At 70.9% G+C, this 16,852-nt stretch carries 19 protein-coding genes; 15 read left to right on the top strand and 4 right to left on the bottom strand.

The annotated features are described in order from the left end of the window. Nucleotides 1–180 precede the first annotated feature (180 nt). From ACJ8AN_RS31995 to ACJ8AN_RS31955, 9 genes are all read left to right on the top strand, one after another. Nucleotides 181–924 (top strand): hypothetical protein, encoded by a 744-nt coding sequence (locus ACJ8AN_RS31995; RefSeq protein WP_407759326.1) that lies wholly within the window; start codon nt 181–183, stop codon nt 922–924. Beyond that, on the top strand, nt 921–2,441 hold the full coding sequence (locus ACJ8AN_RS31990; protein ID WP_407759325.1) for a phage baseplate assembly protein V: 1,521 nt from the start codon (nt 921–923) through the stop codon (nt 2,439–2,441). Before ACJ8AN_RS31995 ends, ACJ8AN_RS31990 begins: the two co-directional genes overlap by 4 nt. Continuing rightward, complete coding sequence (locus ACJ8AN_RS31985) at nt 2,442–2,780, top strand: hypothetical protein (protein ID WP_407759324.1); 339 nt, start codon at nt 2,442–2,444, stop codon at nt 2,778–2,780. Next, a complete protein-coding gene (locus ACJ8AN_RS31980; RefSeq protein WP_407759323.1) occupies nt 2,777–3,211 on the top strand; it encodes a GPW/gp25 family protein in 435 nt (144 codons plus the stop codon). Before ACJ8AN_RS31985 ends, ACJ8AN_RS31980 begins: the two co-directional genes overlap by 4 nt. Then, the gene (locus tag ACJ8AN_RS31975) at nt 3,211–5,802 is read left to right on the top strand and encodes a putative baseplate assembly protein (RefSeq protein ID WP_407759322.1); all 2,592 of its coding nucleotides are present in this window, start codon (nt 3,211–3,213) and stop codon (nt 5,800–5,802) included. The genes ACJ8AN_RS31980 and ACJ8AN_RS31975 overlap by 1 nt, the downstream gene beginning before the upstream one ends. After that, nucleotides 5,789–6,301 carry a phage tail protein gene (locus ACJ8AN_RS31970; protein ID WP_407759321.1) on the top strand — a complete coding sequence of 171 codons (513 nt, stop codon included), beginning with the start codon at nt 5,789–5,791 and terminating at the stop codon, nt 6,299–6,301. Before ACJ8AN_RS31975 ends, ACJ8AN_RS31970 begins: the two co-directional genes overlap by 14 nt. Continuing rightward, nucleotides 6,301–7,359, top strand: coding sequence for a hypothetical protein (locus tag ACJ8AN_RS31965; RefSeq protein ID WP_407759320.1), 1,059 nt, complete (start codon nt 6,301–6,303; stop codon nt 7,357–7,359). Before ACJ8AN_RS31970 ends, ACJ8AN_RS31965 begins: the two co-directional genes overlap by 1 nt. Before the next feature lie 96 nt (nt 7,360–7,455). Continuing rightward, complete coding sequence (locus ACJ8AN_RS31960; RefSeq protein WP_407759319.1) at nt 7,456–7,779, top strand: hypothetical protein; 324 nt, start codon at nt 7,456–7,458, stop codon at nt 7,777–7,779. Between the two features lie 3 nt (nt 7,780–7,782). Further along, on the top strand, nt 7,783–8,271 hold the full coding sequence (locus ACJ8AN_RS31955; protein ID WP_407759318.1) for a hypothetical protein: 489 nt from the start codon (nt 7,783–7,785) through the stop codon (nt 8,269–8,271). 3 nt (nt 8,272–8,274) lie between these two features. Here ACJ8AN_RS31955 and ACJ8AN_RS31950 read toward each other — a convergent pair whose 3' ends face one another. Beyond that, the gene (locus tag ACJ8AN_RS31950) at nt 8,275–9,048 is read right to left on the bottom strand and encodes a hypothetical protein (RefSeq protein WP_407759317.1); all 774 of its coding nucleotides are present in this window, start codon (nt 9,046–9,048) and stop codon (nt 8,275–8,277) included. A 185-nt stretch (nt 9,049–9,233) separates the two neighbouring features. Here ACJ8AN_RS31950 and ACJ8AN_RS31945 point away from each other — a divergent pair, with 185 nt between their 5' ends. After that, nucleotides 9,234–10,634 carry an FAD-binding oxidoreductase gene (locus ACJ8AN_RS31945; protein ID WP_407759316.1) on the top strand — a complete coding sequence of 467 codons (1,401 nt, stop codon included), beginning with the start codon at nt 9,234–9,236 and terminating at the stop codon, nt 10,632–10,634. A 303-nt stretch (nt 10,635–10,937) separates the two neighbouring features. Next, on the top strand, nt 10,938–11,528 hold the full coding sequence (locus tag ACJ8AN_RS31940) for a Uma2 family endonuclease (protein ID WP_407759315.1): 591 nt from the start codon (nt 10,938–10,940) through the stop codon (nt 11,526–11,528). 27 nt (nt 11,529–11,555) lie between these two features. On the opposite strand, the gene serA is transcribed toward ACJ8AN_RS31940, so the two are convergent. Together serA and ACJ8AN_RS31930 are read right to left on the bottom strand one after the other, a co-directional pair. Beyond that, nucleotides 11,556–12,806 (bottom strand): phosphoglycerate dehydrogenase, encoded by a 1,251-nt coding sequence (gene serA / locus ACJ8AN_RS31935; RefSeq protein ID WP_407759314.1) that lies wholly within the window; start codon nt 12,804–12,806, stop codon nt 11,556–11,558. 111 nt (nt 12,807–12,917) lie between these two features. Continuing rightward, nucleotides 12,918–13,295, bottom strand: a complete 378-nt coding sequence (locus ACJ8AN_RS31930; protein ID WP_407759313.1) for an STAS/SEC14 domain-containing protein — start codon at nt 13,293–13,295, stop codon at nt 12,918–12,920. Between the two features lie 188 nt (nt 13,296–13,483). On the opposite strand from ACJ8AN_RS31930, the gene ACJ8AN_RS31925 reads away from it, so the two are divergent. From ACJ8AN_RS31925 to ACJ8AN_RS31910, 4 genes are all read left to right on the top strand, one after another. After that, complete coding sequence (locus ACJ8AN_RS31925; RefSeq protein ID WP_407759312.1) at nt 13,484–13,768, top strand: hypothetical protein; 285 nt, start codon at nt 13,484–13,486, stop codon at nt 13,766–13,768. Between the two features lie 154 nt (nt 13,769–13,922). Further along, on the top strand, nt 13,923–14,327 hold the full coding sequence (locus ACJ8AN_RS31920) for a hypothetical protein (protein WP_407759311.1): 405 nt from the start codon (nt 13,923–13,925) through the stop codon (nt 14,325–14,327). A gap of 35 nt (nt 14,328–14,362) precedes the next feature. Beyond that, nucleotides 14,363–14,980, top strand: a complete 618-nt coding sequence (locus tag ACJ8AN_RS31915; RefSeq protein WP_407759310.1) for a hypothetical protein — start codon at nt 14,363–14,365, stop codon at nt 14,978–14,980. Nucleotides 14,981–15,294: 314 nt separating this feature from the next. Continuing rightward, the gene (locus ACJ8AN_RS31910; protein WP_407759344.1) at nt 15,295–15,813 is read left to right on the top strand and encodes a pilus assembly protein PilB; all 519 of its coding nucleotides are present in this window, start codon (nt 15,295–15,297) and stop codon (nt 15,811–15,813) included. Between the two features lie 2 nt (nt 15,814–15,815). On the opposite strand, the gene ACJ8AN_RS31905 is transcribed toward ACJ8AN_RS31910, so the two are convergent. Next, nucleotides 15,816–16,739 (bottom strand): phosphatase PAP2 family protein, encoded by a 924-nt coding sequence (locus tag ACJ8AN_RS31905; protein ID WP_407759309.1) that lies wholly within the window; start codon nt 16,737–16,739, stop codon nt 15,816–15,818. Nucleotides 16,740–16,852: the final 113 nt, after the last annotated feature.

Below are 16,852 nucleotides of genomic sequence, written 5' to 3'. Positions count from 1 at the left end.
CTTCCGTGGGACAGCCCGGGCCGAGCCGTCCTCGGCGCCCGGCGGGGTGTTCTCCTCCGACGCTCCGCACTCGTGGCCCGAGCCACCGGAGCTTCCTTCCATCGAATCCAGCGACCCACTGGCCGTGCTCCGTGACTTCGAGCGGTTGCGCCGGTTGGAGCGCGAGCAGCGAGGTGAGTGATGGAGCGCGTGGCCTTCCTCATCGAGCCCGAGGGCATCCGGTTGGGCGCCCTGCTCAACCCCGAGTCGCTCGTGATGCGCCGGACGTCGGGCGTGCGGCCCCGGCGCTCGCTGGGCGTGCCGCTCACGGGCTCGAAGCTCATGGATGACCCGCTCCTCTTCACCGGAGGTGGTACCACCGAGCTCACCCTGGAGCTGCTCTTCGACGTGACGTTGGCGGGCTCCTCGGTGACCTCCGAGGACGTGAGGGACCTGACGCGTCCCCTGTGGCAGCTCGCGGAGAACGCGCACGCGGACGAGGGCTACGGCAGGCCCTCGTTGCTGCGCGTGGTGTGGGGCAAGGTCCTCAACCTGGCGTGCGTGGTGGCCTCGGTCGCCGAGCGCCTGGAGCACTTCACGGACACGGGTGCGCCCCGCCGCTCGTGGCTCTCCCTGCGCCTGCTGCGCGTGGAGGAGGACGTCGCCCAGCAGGTGGAAGCCACGCGTGTGCCCTCGGGCGGCATCGACGCCGAGCAGGTCGCCGCGAGCCTTCCTCCCGAATCCTTCGACACCCAATCCGTGCTCAGCGGAGGACCGGAGCCGGGCTCGGGCCAGCGCCTGGATGAGATCGCCTGGGAGCGCTACCGGGACCCGTCGATGTGGCGGCTCATCGCCTCGCTCAACGGAATCGATGACCCGATGCACCTGGACACGGGCACGGTGCTGCGCCTGCCTCCCGCTTCCGCGCTCCGGGGGACGTCATGAGGTCCGTCCGGGGTCTGCCCGAGCTGCGCGTGGAGGTGGGCGGGACGCCGCTGGCTCCCGAGGAGGTGCGCACGCTCGAGTCGCTGCGCGTCCATCAACACCTCTCCCTGCCTACGCTGTGCGAGCTCACCTTCACGGACCCTCGAGGGCCCCTGGCCACGCGGGGCCTGCCTCCGGGCAGTGCGCTGCGCATCTCGGTGGCCGCCCGGCGCGAGCCGCTCTTCGTGGGCGAGGTGACGGCGGTGGAGTACGTGCACGGGGCCTCGGGCTCGCGGCAGGTGCGCGTGCGCGGCTATGACCTGCTCCACCGCTTGCGCAAACGCCAGCCGGTGCGCGCACACGTGCAGGTGACGCCGAGGGACCTGGCCCGCGAGCTGGTAGCGGACCTCGGGTTGTCCGTCGAGGCCTCCGAGCCCGGACCGCTCTCGCGCCACCTCATCCAGCACGGGCAGTCGGACCTGGACTTCCTCGTCGAGCAGGCCGAGCGCTGTGGCCTGTGGCTCGTGCTGGAGGAGGGCGTGCTGCGCCTCCTGTCACTCGAGGGCCAGGGGGACGCCGTGCCGCTGGTGCTCGGCGAGTCCCTGCTGGAGGCCAACGTGGAGGTGAATGGGGATCCGGCGTGCCGCTCGGTGTCCTCGGCGGGGTGGAACGCCCTGCAGGCCGAGGTCTACAAGGCCGACCTCTCGAGCGGCCGCGTGGGCCGGCGCGTGGAGGCCTCCGTCCCGCCGGAGCGCGTGGGCGGTAGCGGTGAGCGCGCGCTCGTCACGGAGAACACCGAGGCCACCGAGCACGCCGAGGCCCTGGCCCGTGCGGAGCTGGACCACCGGCTGGCCCGGGAGGTGGTGCTCACCGGAGTGGCGGAAGGAGACCCACGCCTGCGCCCCGGAGCGCGCGTGGACGTGCGAGGCGTGGTGCCGGTGGTGGCGGGCCAGTACGTGCTGACGTCCGTCACCCATACGCTGGATGCGCGGCACGGCTTCATCTCCGAGCTGTCCTCCGCGCCGCCGCCGCGCCGCTCGCGCCCGCATGCGTCCTCGGTGGTGCCGGGCGTGGTGAGCCGGGTGGATGACCCGGACGGCAAGGGCCGCGTCCGCGTCTCGCTGCCCACGTGCGGCGATGTGGAGACGGACTGGATGCAGGTGCTCTGCGTAGGTGCCGGAGTGGGCAAGGGTCTGGTGATGCTGCCGGACGTGGGCGATACGGTGCTGCTCGCGCTCTCGGGGGAGGACCCGGCGCGAGGCGTGGTGCTCGGGGGCCTCTACGGGACGAACGGGCCACCGGACGCGGGCGTCTCCGGGGCCTCGACCCGCCGCTTCACCCTGCTCACCCCCGGTGGGCTCAAACTGCGCTTCAACGACGAGAACCAGACGCTACGCCTGGAGGATCAGCAGGGAAGCTACCTGCAGTTCTCCCCTCACGTGGTCCGCCTGCACTCCGAGACGGCGCTGGAGATCGAAGCGCCCGGCAAGTCCATTGCCATCGAAGCCGCCACCATCGACTTCCGGAGGAGGAGCTGAATGCTTTGGGTGACCCTGGATGGCCTGATGCAGTGCGCGCACCTGGGCAAGGTCGGCCTCACCGCCGTGCAGTCGTGGGTGACCATCGGCGGGCGCCCGGTGCTCGTCCAGGCGGACCCCGAGGGCCGGCCCATCACCGGCTGTCCCAACATCGGGCCCACCATCAAACCCTGCACCACCACGCTCAAGGTGCAGGCGGGCTACTCCTCCTGGATTCGCGTGGACGGCAAGCCCGTGGTGCTCGACATCGTCACCGGGCTCACCGACGGCACTCCGCCGGGCGTGGTGAAGTACCGCGACACCACGCCGGGCCAGACGTTCGTGTCGGAGGCCGGATGACCGCTCCCCGCTACCGTGCCTGGCGCTTCCTCCACCCGGATCTCGACATGGTGGGTGTCGGGCCCGCGGGCCTGCGCCTGTCGCCCTCGGGCGGCATCTCCATGGTGCAGGAGGAGGCCGCGGTGCGTCAGGCCATCCTCCTGCTGCTGTCCACCGTGCCCGGCGAGCGCGTCATGCGCCCGGACTACGGCTGCGAATTGCACCGGCTCGTCTTCGCGCCCAACGACAACACCACCGCGGGCCTCGCCATCCACTACGTGCGCCGGGCCCTCGAGCGCTGGGAGCCGCGCATCGACATCCTCGCGCTGGACGCCAACCGGAGCGCCGATGAGCCCTTCCGGCTCGACATCTCGCTCGAGTACCGCGTGCGCACCACCCAACGCCCCGGCCGGTTGCTCTTCGGCCTCGACCTCGTGGGAGGGCCCGTCTGATGTCACTTCCCTCGCCGAACCTGGATGACCGCAGCTTCCAGCAACTGCTGGAGGAAGCGCGTAACCGCATCGCCCGCTCCAGTCCCGAGTGGACGGACCTCACCCCGCATGACCCGGGCATGGTGCTGCTGGAGGTCTTCGCGCACCTCACGGAGACGATGCTCTACCGGCTCAACCGGCTGCCGGAGAAGGCGTACGTGGAGTTCCTCCGCCTCATCGGCGTGCGCCTGCAGCCGCCGAGCGCCGCCACGGTGCGGTTGCGCTTCAGCCTCACGCGCCCGAGCGAGCGGCCGGTGGAGATTCCGCGCGGCACGGGCGTCACCACCGCGCGCACCGAGGCCGGCGCCGAGCCCGTCATCTTCCTCACCGCCGAGGCCGTGCGCATTCCCGCGGGGAGCACGGACGTGGAGGTGCTCGCCTACCACGGCGAGCAGGTGGAGGCGGAGCTGGCGGGCGTGGGCACCGGCCAGCCGGGCCTCACCGTGACGGCCCGCCGGCCGCCCATCGTGGCGCCGACGGGAGACGGGCGGGACTTGATGGTGGGCGTGGAGGCCGAGCCCGCGGAGCTGGACGGGCGCGTGCCGGCGCGCAAGATCGGAGACAAGACGTTCCGCATCTGGCGCGAGGTGGAGAGCTTCTCCAACCTGCCCCCCGACGAGCCCGCCTACGTGGTGGACCGGATGACGGGCACCATCACCTTCGCGCCCGCGGTGCGGATGACGGGAGAGGACGGCACGCTGTCCTCGGAGCCTCGCGCCCTGGCGGCCACCCCGAAGGCGGGGCGGGCCATCGTCCTGTCATACCTGCGCGGCGGAGGGCTCTCGGGCAACGTGGCCGCGGGCGCGCTGGACACCCTCAAGGTGGCACTGCCCGGGGTGAAGGTGACCAACCCCTCGCCGGCCGTGGGAGGCCGCGCGGCGGAGACGCTGGAGAACGCCCTCGTGCGAGGCCCGCAGGAGCTGCACTCGCTGGGGCGCGCCATCACCGCACAGGACTACGAGCGGCTGGCGCTGCGCAGCTCGGGCGCGGTGGCCCGGGCCAAGGCCTTCACCCAGGCGCAGCTGTGGGCACACGCGTTGCCCGGAGCGGTGGAGGTGCTGCTGGTGCCGTACCTGCCGCCCAACGTGCAGGGGCCCTCGGGCGAGGGCGTCACCCAGGAGTCGCTGCGGCAGCACGAGACGGAGGAGGCACGGGCCCGCATCGAGGCGGCGCTCAACGAGCGGCGTCCCCTGGGCACCACGTGCCAGGTGACGTGGGCCCGGTACAAGACGGTGCGCGTGCGGGCGCGCGTGGTGGTGCACCGGGCCGAGGACCAGGCCGCGCTCAAGCGGCGCTCGCTGGAGCGGCTGCACCTGGCCCTCAATCCGTTGCCCACGCGGCTGCAGCCGGGCGGCTGGCGCTTCGGCCAGTCGCTGCGGGCCTCGCACGTCTACGACACGCTGCTCGCCGAGCCCGGCGTCAGCTACGTGGATCAGGTGCGCCTGCTCGTGGACGAGGTGCCGCAGGACGTGCGGACCCTCTCCGAGGACGTCTTCCAGCAGCGCACCTTCTACGCGGGCGGAGGGGATGCGCTCTTCCGCACCGTCACCGACGCGGACGGCTGGGAGCGCGTGGGCCGCTTCCCCGGCGAGCAGGTGGAGATCGTGGAGGCGCATCCGCAGCGCGCGGGCCTGGTGGCCGTGTCCGCGCGGCTGGCGGCCGAGCTCCAGCGCTCGCGCATCCACATCTCGCTGGACAGCGGCGAGACGTGGACGCCCACCACGCACACGCTGGACCACGTGGAGGACCTGGCGTGGATGGTGCGCGACGGCGTGCCCGTGCTGCTGATGGCCACGCGCGTGGGCCTCTTCGAGCTCGCGGTGGAGGAGGGTGCCACGCCCCTACAGGTGCTGGTGGACCCGTCGGACCATGACCTCGGCTTCTTCGCCGTGGCCGCCGCTACCGACTCGCGCGGCGGAGTGAGCGTGGCGGTGGCGGGGATGAGCCTGCGTGGCGTCTACCTCTCCAGCGCGGGCGGGCGCGGCAACAGCTTCCGCCCCATCGGCCTGCGCAACCAGGACGTGCGCGTGCTCGAGGTGCAGCGCGACGGGCCTCGCTCCTTCCTCTGGGCGGGGCTGGCCGCCGCCAGTGGCGCGGACCCGGGCAAGGGGTGCCTGAGCTGGGAGCTGCTCGGCTTGGCGGATCCGCCGGACGGGTGGCGCGCCTATGACAAGAATTGGGACGGAGGCAGCTGCCTCGCGCTCGCCTTCAATGGCTCCACGGCCTATGCCGCCACGCACCGGGCGGGCGTGCTGTGGCTGGACGCGAGCCGGCGCGATGCCACCTGGGGCCGCCCCGGCGTGGACAGCGGCCTGCCCTTGCGCGAGCGCGAGCGCCTCTTCCAACCCGTGTTCGCCCTGGCGGGAGCGCCCGGCGGCGGGTTGCTGCTCGCGGGAGGGCCCGCGGGCGTCTACCGCCAGCACCAGGCCGGAGGCCAGTACGACCATTGCTCGACGCAGGAGTTCACGGAGAAGGTGACGCTGCCGCCCACCTGGCTCCTGGTGTCGGGCCCGCATGAGCTCGAGGTGGTGACCGTCGATGAAGCGGAATGAGATTGCCCGGCTGTTGCCCGGTGTCTTCCAGCGAGCCCTCGATGGGGGCCCGCTGCTCGCGCTGCTGGACGTGATGGAGGCCCTGCATGCGCCCTCCGAGGCCGCGCTGGCCGACCTGTCCGCGCTCTTCCACCCGCTGCGAGCCCCGGAGCGCTTCGTGCCCTTCCTGGCGCGCTGGGTGGACCTGGGCGTGCCCGTCACCACGGGCCTGGGCCGCACACGCGAGCTGGTGGCCGCGGCGGTGGAGCTGTCGCGCTGGCGGGGCACGGCGCGAGGGCTGCTGCTCTTCCTGCGCACGGCCACGGGCCGCGAGGACTTCGTCATCGAGGAGCAGGTACCCGGCGCCAACGGACGTCCCCGGCCCTTCCACCTGCGCGTGCGCGCCCCGGCCGAGCTGGCCGCGCACCGGCCCATGGTGGAGGCCATCATCGAGCGGGAGAAGCCCGCCTATGTCACCTACGAGCTGCTCTTCGAGCAGCCCACACCAGGAGCGAGCTGATGCCGCGCGCCTTCGACATCACCGCCACGACGAGCGATGTGAAGCTGAATGCCACGGGGCAGGGCGAGGTGTCCTTCACCGTTTCCAACAAGCTGGGGACGGGCGTGAGTGCCCGGGCCTCGGTGGAGCCGGCCGGCAACGCCCGCGCCGAGTGGATGAGCTTCCCGGGTGGCGCTGAGCGCACGCTCTCGCCGGACGGGACGGCCGTCATTCCGGTGCGGATTTCGGTGCCTCCGGGCACGCCTCCGGGCTCGTATGGCTTCGGCCTGGTGGTGACGGACGTCGCCAACCCGGACGAGCACTATGACCGGGGGCCCTCGGTGGCCTTCACCGTGGCGGCGGCTCCGGTGGCCGTGAAGAAACCCTTTCCGTGGTGGATCGTCGCGCTCGCCGCCGGAGTGCTCGTCATCGTGGTCGGCGTGGTGGCCGTCCTCTCCTCGCGCGGCGGGGAAGGGCCGGGGCTCGGCGCGGCCTGCGCGAAGAAGGATCCGAAGTGTGGCAAGGACCTTACCTGCGGCACGGGCAATGTCTGCCTCGGGGACAAGGGCTTCAAGTGCGACAAGCCCGAGCAGTGCGCCAATGGCCGCTGCGAGGCGGGCACCTGTGAAAAGCTCGCGGCCCTCGGGGACACGTGCGACAGCGCCGACGACTGCACCCAGCCCCTGGCTTGCGACAAGGCCGCCTGCCGTGGGCTCGCGGGCTTCTCTCCGTGCGACAAGCCCGAGCAGTGCGTCACGGGCCGCTGCCAGGGAAACGCATGCCAGGAGCAGATCTCGCTGGGCGACACCTGCGACAGCGAAGACGACTGCCGCTCGCCGCTGACGTGCTCCTCGGGCTTCTGCCTCATCCCCGTGGGGCAGAAGTGCACCCATCCCTCGCAGTGCGTCACCGGGAGCTGTGAGTCACAGCTCTGCGCGAGACCCGCCGTGCGGTGCCCCATCTGTCCGGTCGGCACCCTGTGCGTCGACGGCGCGTGCGTGAGGCAGGGTATCTTCGTCGACCCGAGGCTCATGAGGGAGCTCCAGATTCAACCGCGGCGCACCCTCCCCAGTCCCTGAACCCGCCGCACCGCTCGCAGGAACGCACCGATGCCAGACACCCCCGGAAGCACCCCGAGAGCCAGTACCCCGAGGCCCCCCTTTCCCTGGTGGCTGGTGGGAATCCTCGGCGGAGGGCTGCTCCTCGTGGTGGGTGTCGTGTCCGCCTTCTTCCTGCGCGGCAATCCGCTGCCCGGGCCCGGCGCGTTCTGCGCGCAGCAGGAGCCGCGCTGTGCCCCGGGGCTCGACTGCTCCGAGGACAACCTGTGCCTGCGCGCGGAAGGCACCACGTGCTCGCGAGACGAGGAGTGCGCGAGCCACCAGTGTCTCCAGGACGCCTGTCAGGCGATGCGTCCCGCGCCCCGGAGGCCGGATGGAGACTCCTGCGCGAAGGACGCGCAGTGCCTCTCCGGGAGCTGCGTGGACGGGAGGTGCCGGTAGATCATGTCCCAGCCCAAGCCCTCCACCATCCTCCTCATCCTGGCCATCTTCGCCTGCGTGGCGCTGTACGTCATGGGCGTGGGCCTGGGCGCGCAGGACCGCTCCTCCAAGGGGGGCGGCAACCCGGTATCGAAGGAAGAGCGCCAGCGGTGGCGCGAGCGCTTCATCAAGCCCAAGCCGGTGGCGGACGAGGACCTGAAGGCCACGGGCTGCGTGCTGTCCGAAGGCACCGCGCGAGTGGGGCGCGGGCTCACGTGCCAGGTGGACATCGCGAAGGCGGGCGCGCGGGTGCGCACGGTGAACGTGGAGCCGCTGGCGGGGAGCCGGGTGGACGTGAGGCTCGAGCCGAAGGGCGGACCGTCGGTGAAGACGAAGCTCGACAACCTCGGGGAGCGCAAGGGACTGGACGTACCCGAGGAGGGCGCCACGCTCTCGCTCCAATGCACGCAGACGGTGGGCAACACCCCCGAGTGCCAGGTGAAGCTGCGCTGAGCCTCACGTCGCGGTGCGCTTGAGCTTGAGCACGCGGAAGATGGAGACGAGCGCGCCGATGAGCAGCACCACGGCCCAGATGAGGCCGAGGATGGCGACGACGATGGCGCCGATGGCGTCGGTGATGCTCACGAGGATGCCGGGCACCCACCCGTGCAGGACGCTGACGATGGCGCCGGCCAGCAGCGAGGTGAGCACGAGCAGCACCAGGCCCTTGTTCTGGAGGAAGCGCGGGTGGGCGAGCGCCAGGCAGATGCAGGCGGCCACCTTGAAGGTCATCAGCAGGCCGAGCGTGGCGGAGGCGCCCCCGCGGTTGAAGAAGCCCCAGATGGCCAGGTAGGCGATGGTGCCGAAGGGCACGGCGGTGAACAGGGACACCATGAGCAGCAGCAGGCTGATGGCGCCAAAGAGCATGCCGATACCGGAGAGCAGCGCCACGATGGCGCCCACGAGCGACACCACGCCCTGGAGCTGTCCGGTGACGCGCTCGGGGATGAGGAGGCTGGCGCCCATGAGTCCGAGCGTGAGCAGCAGCAACCCGTCCACGAGTGCGAGGTAGGGAATGCCCAGGCCCGGGGTGGGCGGGTTCTCGCCCTGCATGGCGACGACGTCCTGGACGCTGACGTCGTCCTGGGCGCCCTCGCTCTTCAGGCTGGCCGCGATGTCCGCGCCGCTGGCGACGGGGCGGGGCAGGAAGATGGAGGCCCCCACCTCGACGAGGACACACAGGCCGAGCAACACCAGTGCCGCGATGAACAGAGGTTTGCGCAGCTCCATGGGCCACTCCCCCCGGCGCGCGGTCTGCCGCCACGAGCCGCGCGGAGCATAAGCACGGGGACCCGGACTGGCTGGGAACGGGGGCCGCGTCTGTCCAGGCGCGGACGGGGCGCCAGGGTGGGGGAGCGCTCTCTGTCTCGCATGCGGGCTTGCGGCGGGCGGGCCCCTGCACTAGTGCTCCCCGTATGGCCGACGTGCTCCCCGAAGCCTTCCTCCGTGCCGTTGCCGAGGGCTTTCCCTCGGACTTCCTCACCCGCGAGCCCAGCGAGCTCCAGGAGTACGGGCGTGACTGGACGCGCGTCTATTCACCCGCTCCGAGCGCGGTGGCCTTTCCGCGCACCACGGATGAGGTGGCGCGCCTGCTGGCCCTGTGCAACCAGTACCGGGTGCCGGTGGTGCCTTCCGGTGGGCGCACGGGCCTGGCGGCCGGCGCGGTGGCCTCGCGCGGCGAGCTGGTGCTGTCGCTGCGGCGGATGACCCGGATGGAGCCGATTGATCTGCTCGGCAACTCGGTGCGCGTGCAGGCGGGTGCCATCACCGAGGCCGTGCACCACCACTGCGCCGAGCACGGCCTGACGTGGCCGGTGGACTTCGCCTCGAAGGGCTCGAGCCAGGTGGGCGGCAACATCGCCACCAACGCGGGCGGGGTGAAGGTCATCCGCTACGGGCTCACCCGCCAGTGGGTGCTCGGCCTGCAGGTGGTGACGGCCCAGGGGCAGGTGCTGGAGCTCAACGGCGCGCTGGAGAAGAACAACACGGGGACGGACCTGCGCCAGCTCTTCATCGGCAGCGAGGGCACGCTGGGCATCATCACCGAGGCCACGCTCAAGCTGGCGCCGCTGCCGGGCAAGCAGGACGTGTTCCTCTTCGCGGTGCCGGACGTGGCCGCCGTGCTGCGGCTGTTCCGCGAGGCCCGCCGCGCGCCGCTGCTGTTGAGCGCCTACGAGTTCTTCACCGACAAGTGCCTGGCGCGGGTGCAGCGCCACCGCAAGCTGCGCTCGCCCTTCGAGGCCCCGAGTGGCTGCTACGTGTTGATGGAGGCCGAGGGCAAGGACGCCACCGAGGTGGAGGGCTGGCTGGGCTCGCTCTTCGAGCGGGGGCTGGTGACGGACGGCACGATGGCGCAGAGCCCCTCGCAGGCCAGCGAGCTGTGGGCGCTGCGCGAGGGCATCAGCGAGAGCCTGTCGGCCACGGGACTGCCGCACAAGAACGACGTGTCGCTGCCGGTGGCGAACCTCGAGGCCTTCTGCTCCGAGCTGGATGCGATCTTCAGCACGCGCTATCCGGGCTGGGAGATCGACCTGTTCGGTCACATCGGCGACGGCAATCTCCACATCAACATCATGAAGCCGGACGACATGGAGAAGGCCGAGTTCCTCGCGCATACGAAGAAGGCCGACCCCACGATGTTCGAGCTGGTGCGCAAGCACGGCGGGAGCATCTCGGCGGAGCACGGCATCGGCCTGCTCAAGAAGGACTACCTGTCCTTCTCGCGCTCGCCCGCGGAGCTGGAGATGCTGCGCACGCTCAAGCGGGCGCTGGATCCGAACAACATCCTCAACCCGGGGAAGATCCTCGACGTGTGAGCCGGGCGGGGAGCCGCTACGCCAGGAGGAGAAGTCCTGTCAGGGGTGCTTTCGCGGCCAGGAACGAGGCACCTTCCGGTCGCGTTTCGTCCCGACTGGTACGACCATCGGACCAGTTGCGGGAAAACGCGCCCGGAGCCCCCCCTGATAGGACCTACCCGGCCTGACTTCGCTATTCCGCTTCCCTGACACCGCCTCGGCTGCTCGATGCCTGTCACGGCCGCGGGACGCATGTTGCCGGAGGGTTACTCCTGAAGTAGTGTAACCGGAGACAACGTTTCTGGATCGGGGAGTACACGCTGAATGACGGAGGAGAACCAGCCCCCTCATGGTGAGGCCACCTACGAGGATCTCGTTGCCCTCCCATCGCATCTGGTGGGAGAGATCCTCGGCGGAAAGCTCTTCGCCTCACCCTGGCCTGGAAGCGCTCAATCGGCCGCCAAAATCGCGCTCGTGGGGCTGCTCGGAGGCCCCTTCCAACGTGGCCGTGAGGGCCCGGGTGGCTGGTGGTTCTTCAATGGGCTGGAGCTGCACTTCGGCAAGGACGTGCTGGTGCCGGATCTCGCGGGCTGGCGGCGCTCGCGCATGCCCGTGCGTCCCAATGCTCCCCACCTCACCCTTGCCCCGGACTGGGTCTGCGAGGTGCTGTCTCCCTCGACAGCCCGCATCGACCGGACCCTCAAGAAGCAGATCTACGCCCGCGAAGGCGTGGAGCACTTGTGGCTCGTGGATCCGGTGCTCCGCATCCTCGAGGTCCTGCGGCTCCACGGGGGCGAATGGCTGGAGCGCGGCTTCTGGAGTGGCAACGCCCACGTCCGGGCCGAGCCCTTCGAGGCCCTCGAGCTGGAGTTGGAGGCCCTCTGGTTCTCCGAGTCGCCCGAGGAGCCCGGCTGAATCACCGGGCTCCGAGCGGCGCGCGGCTCAGGACACGATGCGCGTCTTGATGTCCGTGTGCAGGCCCGCGATGGCCTGGCACACCGGGTTGGCCACGTCCTGGTCCAGGTCCATCACCAGGTAGCCGATGTTCGCGTCCGTGCTCAGCACCTGCGCGTGGATGTTGGCGTTGAGGTCCGAGACGATCTTGTTGATGTCGCGGAGCACGCCCGGCGTGTTGCGGTGCACGTTGAGGATGCGGTGCGTTCTCGGAATCAGCGGCGTCTCCACCTGCGGGAAGTTCACCGCGCCCGTCGTCGCCCCGCTCCTCACGAACTTGATGAGCGAGGTGGCCACCTCCTTGCCGATCGCCGCCTGCGCCTCCTCCGTCGAGCCGCCGATGTGCGGCGTCAGCACCACGTTGGGCAGGTTCTGCAGCTCGGTGACGAAGCCGTCGCTGTTCGTCTCCGGCTCCTCCGGGTACACGTCCACCGCCGCGCCCCCGAGGTGCCCGGACTTGAGTGCCTGCGCCAGCGCCTTGATGTCCACCACCGTGCCGCGGCTCGCGTTGATGAGGCACGCGCCCTTGCGCATCCGCGCCAGCTGCCTCTCGCCCATCATCCACTCGGTGGACGGCGTGGCCGGCACGTGCAGCGTCACGAAGTCCGAGGACTCCAGCAGCTCGTCCAGCGTGGCCGTGGGACGCGAGTTGCCCAGCGGCAGCTTCGTCATCACGTCGTAGAAGACGACGCGCATTCCCATGGACTCGGCCAGCACGCCCACCTGCGTGCCGATGTGCCCGTAGCCCACGATGCCCAGCGTCTTGCCGCGCACCTCGTGGCTCCCCGTGGCCACCTTGCGCCACTGGCCCAGGTGCACCTCGCGGTTGCGGTCCCCCAGCTGGCGCGTGAGCATGACGATCTCCGCGATCACCAGCTCCGCCACGCTGCGCGTGTTGCTGAACGGTGCGTTGAAGACGGGCACGCCGTGCAGGTTGGCCGACTTCAAGTCCACCTGGTTGGTGCCGATGCAGAACGCTCCCACCGCCAGCAGGTTGGGCGCCTTGGCCAGGGCCGGCTCGTAGACGTTCGTCTTGCTGCGGATGCCCAGCAGGTGGACGCCCTGGATGCGCTCCTCCAGCTCCTCGGGCTTGAACGCTCCCTTGAGCCGCTCCACCGAGAATCCCTCCGCCTTGAGCATCTCCTCGGCGGACACGTGGATGTTCTCCAGCAGCAGGACCTTCAGGGGACCTTCGATGGATACCGGGGTCGACGGCGACGGGATGCGGAGCGTGCTCATATGACTCTCCGCGTTAAATCCCGCCCCCCGAGCTGTCAAGCGCCACCTGCTCTCAGGGAACGGTTGCCCACCATGTAGGTGAGCGGCCGTAGCGGGCCTCGGGCTGGCGGGCTACTCGTCGTCGGGGTTGCGCAGCCAGGCGAGGGCGTCCTCGCGCGTCTCGAAGGTGCGCGTGGGGATGGTGAGCATGGCCTTCTTCGTCATGCGCCAGGCCTGCAGGCCCGAGGCGGCATCGCTCACCACGCGCGCCGAGCGCTTCATGCCGTGCAGCTGCGCGAAGGCGTTGAGGTTGGCCATGATGGCCACCATCTCCGGCGGCATCACGCGCAGCCGGCCCTGGTCCACCAGCGCGCTCCAGGGGCCGTTCAGGCGGATGATCGTCTCGCGGATGCGCTTGAGGTAGTCCGACACGTCCTCCGCCGTGGGCTGCGGGGGGTAGACGACGTCGATGATGCGGTCCGCCTCGTAGACGTTGATCTGAAAGGGCATGGGGTGTGGCTCGGTGTTCCCGGACGCGTGGCGGGGGGGCCGCGCGTTCCGACGCACTCTAGCCTCAGAAGGGCCCTGATCGAAAAGCCCTGTCAGGCCCGCAAGCCCCCAGCGTCCCTGGCGCAGGACCCGAACCGGTGCGTCACAGGGGCGCGGCGGTGCTCTCCAACGGAAAGGAGGGTCTCTCCATGAACACGAAACTGTATGTGCTGGGCGTGGTGTTGGGAGCGGTGCCCGCCTGCCACGAGTGGGACGAGGAGCCTCGGGACGGGCTGTCGCGGCAGGTGGTACAGCCCCCCGCGGGCCACGGGGCCGAGGTCCCGCCGCCCAAGGCCCCGGGCCTGGAGCCCGGCGTGCCCACGCACCCGTGCGAGCTCATCACGGTGATGCAGGTGCCGTGTGACCCCGCGGCGGCCACGTGCGAGTACACCTACTGGGAGTGCCCGAAGAGCGTGAACCCGCTCCGGGCGTGAGCTCGCAAGCCCGCCTGCCCGGCGTTCCGGAGAACGGGCGCCGGGCCTCGGAGGCGGGTGCTTCTTGGCGCCCTTCTTCGCGGGTTCCTAGCTTCGCACAGGCTCCGAGCAGGGCCCGTGGTCTGCCCGGAGCCCGTCACCGAGGAGGTCGCTGATGAAGACGCGCGTGAAGGTGCTGGGTGCGGTGGTGCTGGCGGCGGTGCTGGGCGGCGCGGGCTGTGCGGGGTCGAAGGAGGCCCAGCGCGACGTGGAGGCCGCGGTGCCGGGGCTCTCGCAGAAGCGCGAGGGCCTGGTGTCGAACGTGGACAAGGACCACAGCCGCATCGAGGTGAAGGACGTGAACAACCCGAACGCGCCGGAGGCGTGGTTCGCGCTCACCCCGGACACGAAGATGGAGCGCGACGGGCAGCTGGTGACGTGGGACGACCTCCACGAGGGCACGCCGGTGCGCGTGAGCTTCGAGCCGGCCGCGGGCGACGAGAAGACGTACAAGGTGGAGATCCTCACCGGTGAGAAGGCCGGCGAGGTGAAGGCCAGGGCCGAGATGCAGGGCAAGTAGTGCCGCGGGCGAGGGGCGGGAGGATGGGGACACGGGTGGGGTGGGTGCTCCTCGCGCTCTGCGTGGGGAGCACCGGCGCGCACGCGGCGCCCTGGTCCCACCTGCGTGAGCTGTCCGTGATGGCCGGTGGCGGCGTGGAGGGCTACACGCTGGCCCTGGCGCCGCGTGTCGATCCCGGTGTCACCTATGGGGTGGCGGTGGGGGTGCGGCCGCAGCGGCTGCTGGGCCTGGATGTGGGCCTGGAGGTCGGCTATGCGCATGCGCGCAACGGGCTCGACACGCGGCGGCCGCGGGACGTGGGCACCGGGGACTTCGACCTGGTGCGCGACGGGGCCTATGCGGCGGCCTCCGTGGGGCTGCGCTCCTCGACGGTGCAGCCCTACGTGCTGGGGGGCCTGGGCTTCAGCGTCTACAACGTCCGGGGCACCGTGCAGGGCTTCGGCGACAACATCGTGGGCAGCGTCCCGGTGGGTGGGGGGCTGCGCGCGTCGTTCGGCTCCCTCACCGCCGAGGCGCGCCTCCAGTACGACGTCCTCTTCGATCAGCGCTACCCCACCGGGGCACCCGTCCAGCATGTCGGTGGGCGCACCCCCCTCACCATTGGCAGGGGGGGCCGTTACGCGGGCCGGCTCAACCTCGGCGTGGCGTGGTGAGGCGCCGGGACGGGTGCACCTCCGCACGGTGACGGACACCCTCCGAATCACCGTCCCCCCATTTGCCGCCGCGTCCCCCTGAAATTCTTCCCGCCTCCGGGCCCTACCCGAGGGGGCGGGTGCTCCAACCCCTTGGAATCCATGAAGGGGCTGCTGGCACGCGACGCGCAATGGGGAGCGCCCGGGTTGGGGTTGGGGTGGGCGGGGACGGGGTCGGGAGCGCTCGGGCGAAGGGTGGCGTGGGGGGCGGGGGATCGCCCGGGCGCGTGCGGTTGGGCGAGCGGTGTGTCGGCGGGGGGTCGGGCGTGCGGCGGATGCGGCTGGGCGAGCTCTGGGTGGCGAGCGGGCTGTTGGCATCGGCGCAGGTGGAGTCGGCGCTCGCGCTGCAGGCCCGGTGGCGGTGCAGGTTGGGAGAGGCCGCGGTGCGGATGGGACTGCTCGGGCCGGAGCAGCTCCTCGTGTCGTTGTCCCGGCAGCTCCAGGTGCCCTTCGTCCGCCGCGAGGCGATGGAGAAGGTGCCCACGGGCATGGTGCGCTGCGTGCCGGAGCGCGTGCTCGAGCGGCTGCGTGTCTGTCCGTTGCGCGTCGAGTGGCGTGACGAGGTGCGGGGCACCGTCTTCGTGGCCACCAGCGAGCCGGGCAACCTGAACGTGCTCGACGACATGGCGTTCGCCACGGGCTGCGCGGTGCGCCCGGTGCTCGCGCTCGCCGAGGACATCGAGCACCTGCTGCGGCGCCACGGCATCCTCAAGACGCGCGCGCGCTCCATCGAGTTGGACCCGGAGGACGCCAACGTGCGGCTGCGCATCTCGCGGGACTACTTCGCGCTCTGAGCTCAGGGGCCCACGTGCCGCTCGAGGCCGCGCGCGTCCTGCGCCGGGCCGCACAGCCGGCGCAGCACCGGCACCAGCACGTTCATCATCAGCGCCAGCCCCACGCCCGCCACCAGGTCCACCACGTAGTGGAAGGACAGGTAGACGGTGGTGAAGACGATGGCGCCCACGTGCAGCGTGAGGGGCACCCGCAGCCGGGGGAAGGCGCGCCAGCCGAGCCCCAGCAGCACCAGTGACACGGCCGTGTGCGCGCTGGGGAAGGCATTGAGCAGGTTGCGCTCGCCGTAGAGGAGGAAGGCGCGGATGGCACGGCTGATGGCACCGCCGCCCAACGCCTCGTCCGCGAGCTCTGGAGGAATGCGCGGGCCCAGCGTGGGGAAGAGGAAGTAGCCCACGTAGGAAAGCAGGAAGGTGGCCACCGTGGTGAAGACGAGCCGCTCGAACTCCTCCCGGCGGTGCTGCGCGTAGAGGGCCGCGGCCAGTACCACCGGCAGCACGTAGTAGCTCACGTAGAGCAGGTAGGCGAGGTCGGTGAGCCAGGTGGGCCGGCCCAGGGCGTGGTGCCAGTACCAGGCGAGGTTCCCGAAGATGCCCCGGTCCAACGCCTGCCACAGCGCGTCCCAGCGCCAGGGATTGATGATGGCGATGAGTGGCCCGATGACGGTGAAGAGGATGCCGACCACGGGCAGCGCGATGAAGGCATGAAGGACGCGTCCCACGCGCGAGCGCTCGCTCCACGTGGCCGCGCCGATGAGCAGCGCCGCGGTGGCCACGAGGATTCCGAGGAAGGGCAGGGGGCCCGGGAGGAAGCACGCGCCGAGCACCAGCAGCAGCGCGATGGAGCCGAGCAGCAGACGGTCCACGGGCAACAGGCGACCCTCGGGGCCCCACCACCTGCGGGCGAGTGTTCCTCGAGTGTCCGTCACGGGCTCCTTCCCGGCCTGGAGCGTGGGAGCCATGCGGAGGGGATGCAATGTCGAACGGGAGCCCTGTCGGGTTCCCATCACGTCACCGCTTCCGGTTGCGCCGAACGAGACAC

Origin of the sequence: Archangium sp., from assembly GCF_045802675.1 — a bacterium.
In the GTDB taxonomy this organism is placed as follows: domain Bacteria; phylum Myxococcota; class Myxococcia; order Myxococcales; family Myxococcaceae; genus Archangium.
This window is presented reverse-complemented; position numbering and strand designations above follow the sequence as displayed.

Coding starts and splice junctions, on each gene's coding strand:
- ACJ8AN_RS31925 (WP_407759312.1), top strand. CDS start 13,484: ATGAACACGAAACTGTATGTGCTGGGCGTGGTGTTGGGAGCGGTGCCC.
- ACJ8AN_RS31950 (WP_407759317.1), bottom strand. CDS start 9,048: ATGGAGCTGCGCAAACCTCTGTTCATCGCGGCACTGGTGTTGCTCGGC.
- ACJ8AN_RS31940 (WP_407759315.1), top strand. CDS start 10,938: ATGACGGAGGAGAACCAGCCCCCTCATGGTGAGGCCACCTACGAGGAT.
- serA (WP_407759314.1), bottom strand. CDS start 12,806: ATGAGCACGCTCCGCATCCCGTCGCCGTCGACCCCGGTATCCATCGAA.
- ACJ8AN_RS31970 (WP_407759321.1), top strand. CDS start 5,789: ATGAAGCGGAATGAGATTGCCCGGCTGTTGCCCGGTGTCTTCCAGCGA.
- ACJ8AN_RS31995 (WP_407759326.1), top strand. CDS start 181: ATGGAGCGCGTGGCCTTCCTCATCGAGCCCGAGGGCATCCGGTTGGGC.
- ACJ8AN_RS31920 (WP_407759311.1), top strand. CDS start 13,923: ATGAAGACGCGCGTGAAGGTGCTGGGTGCGGTGGTGCTGGCGGCGGTG.
- ACJ8AN_RS31990 (WP_407759325.1), top strand. CDS start 921: ATGAGGTCCGTCCGGGGTCTGCCCGAGCTGCGCGTGGAGGTGGGCGGG.
- ACJ8AN_RS31975 (WP_407759322.1), top strand. CDS start 3,211: ATGTCACTTCCCTCGCCGAACCTGGATGACCGCAGCTTCCAGCAACTG.
- ACJ8AN_RS31910 (WP_407759344.1), top strand. CDS start 15,295: ATGCGGCTGGGCGAGCTCTGGGTGGCGAGCGGGCTGTTGGCATCGGCG.
- ACJ8AN_RS31955 (WP_407759318.1), top strand. CDS start 7,783: ATGTCCCAGCCCAAGCCCTCCACCATCCTCCTCATCCTGGCCATCTTC.
- ACJ8AN_RS31945 (WP_407759316.1), top strand. CDS start 9,234: ATGGCCGACGTGCTCCCCGAAGCCTTCCTCCGTGCCGTTGCCGAGGGC.
- ACJ8AN_RS31980 (WP_407759323.1), top strand. CDS start 2,777: ATGACCGCTCCCCGCTACCGTGCCTGGCGCTTCCTCCACCCGGATCTC.
- ACJ8AN_RS31985 (WP_407759324.1), top strand. CDS start 2,442: ATGCTTTGGGTGACCCTGGATGGCCTGATGCAGTGCGCGCACCTGGGC.
- ACJ8AN_RS31965 (WP_407759320.1), top strand. CDS start 6,301: ATGCCGCGCGCCTTCGACATCACCGCCACGACGAGCGATGTGAAGCTG.
- ACJ8AN_RS31930 (WP_407759313.1), bottom strand. CDS start 13,295: ATGCCCTTTCAGATCAACGTCTACGAGGCGGACCGCATCATCGACGTC.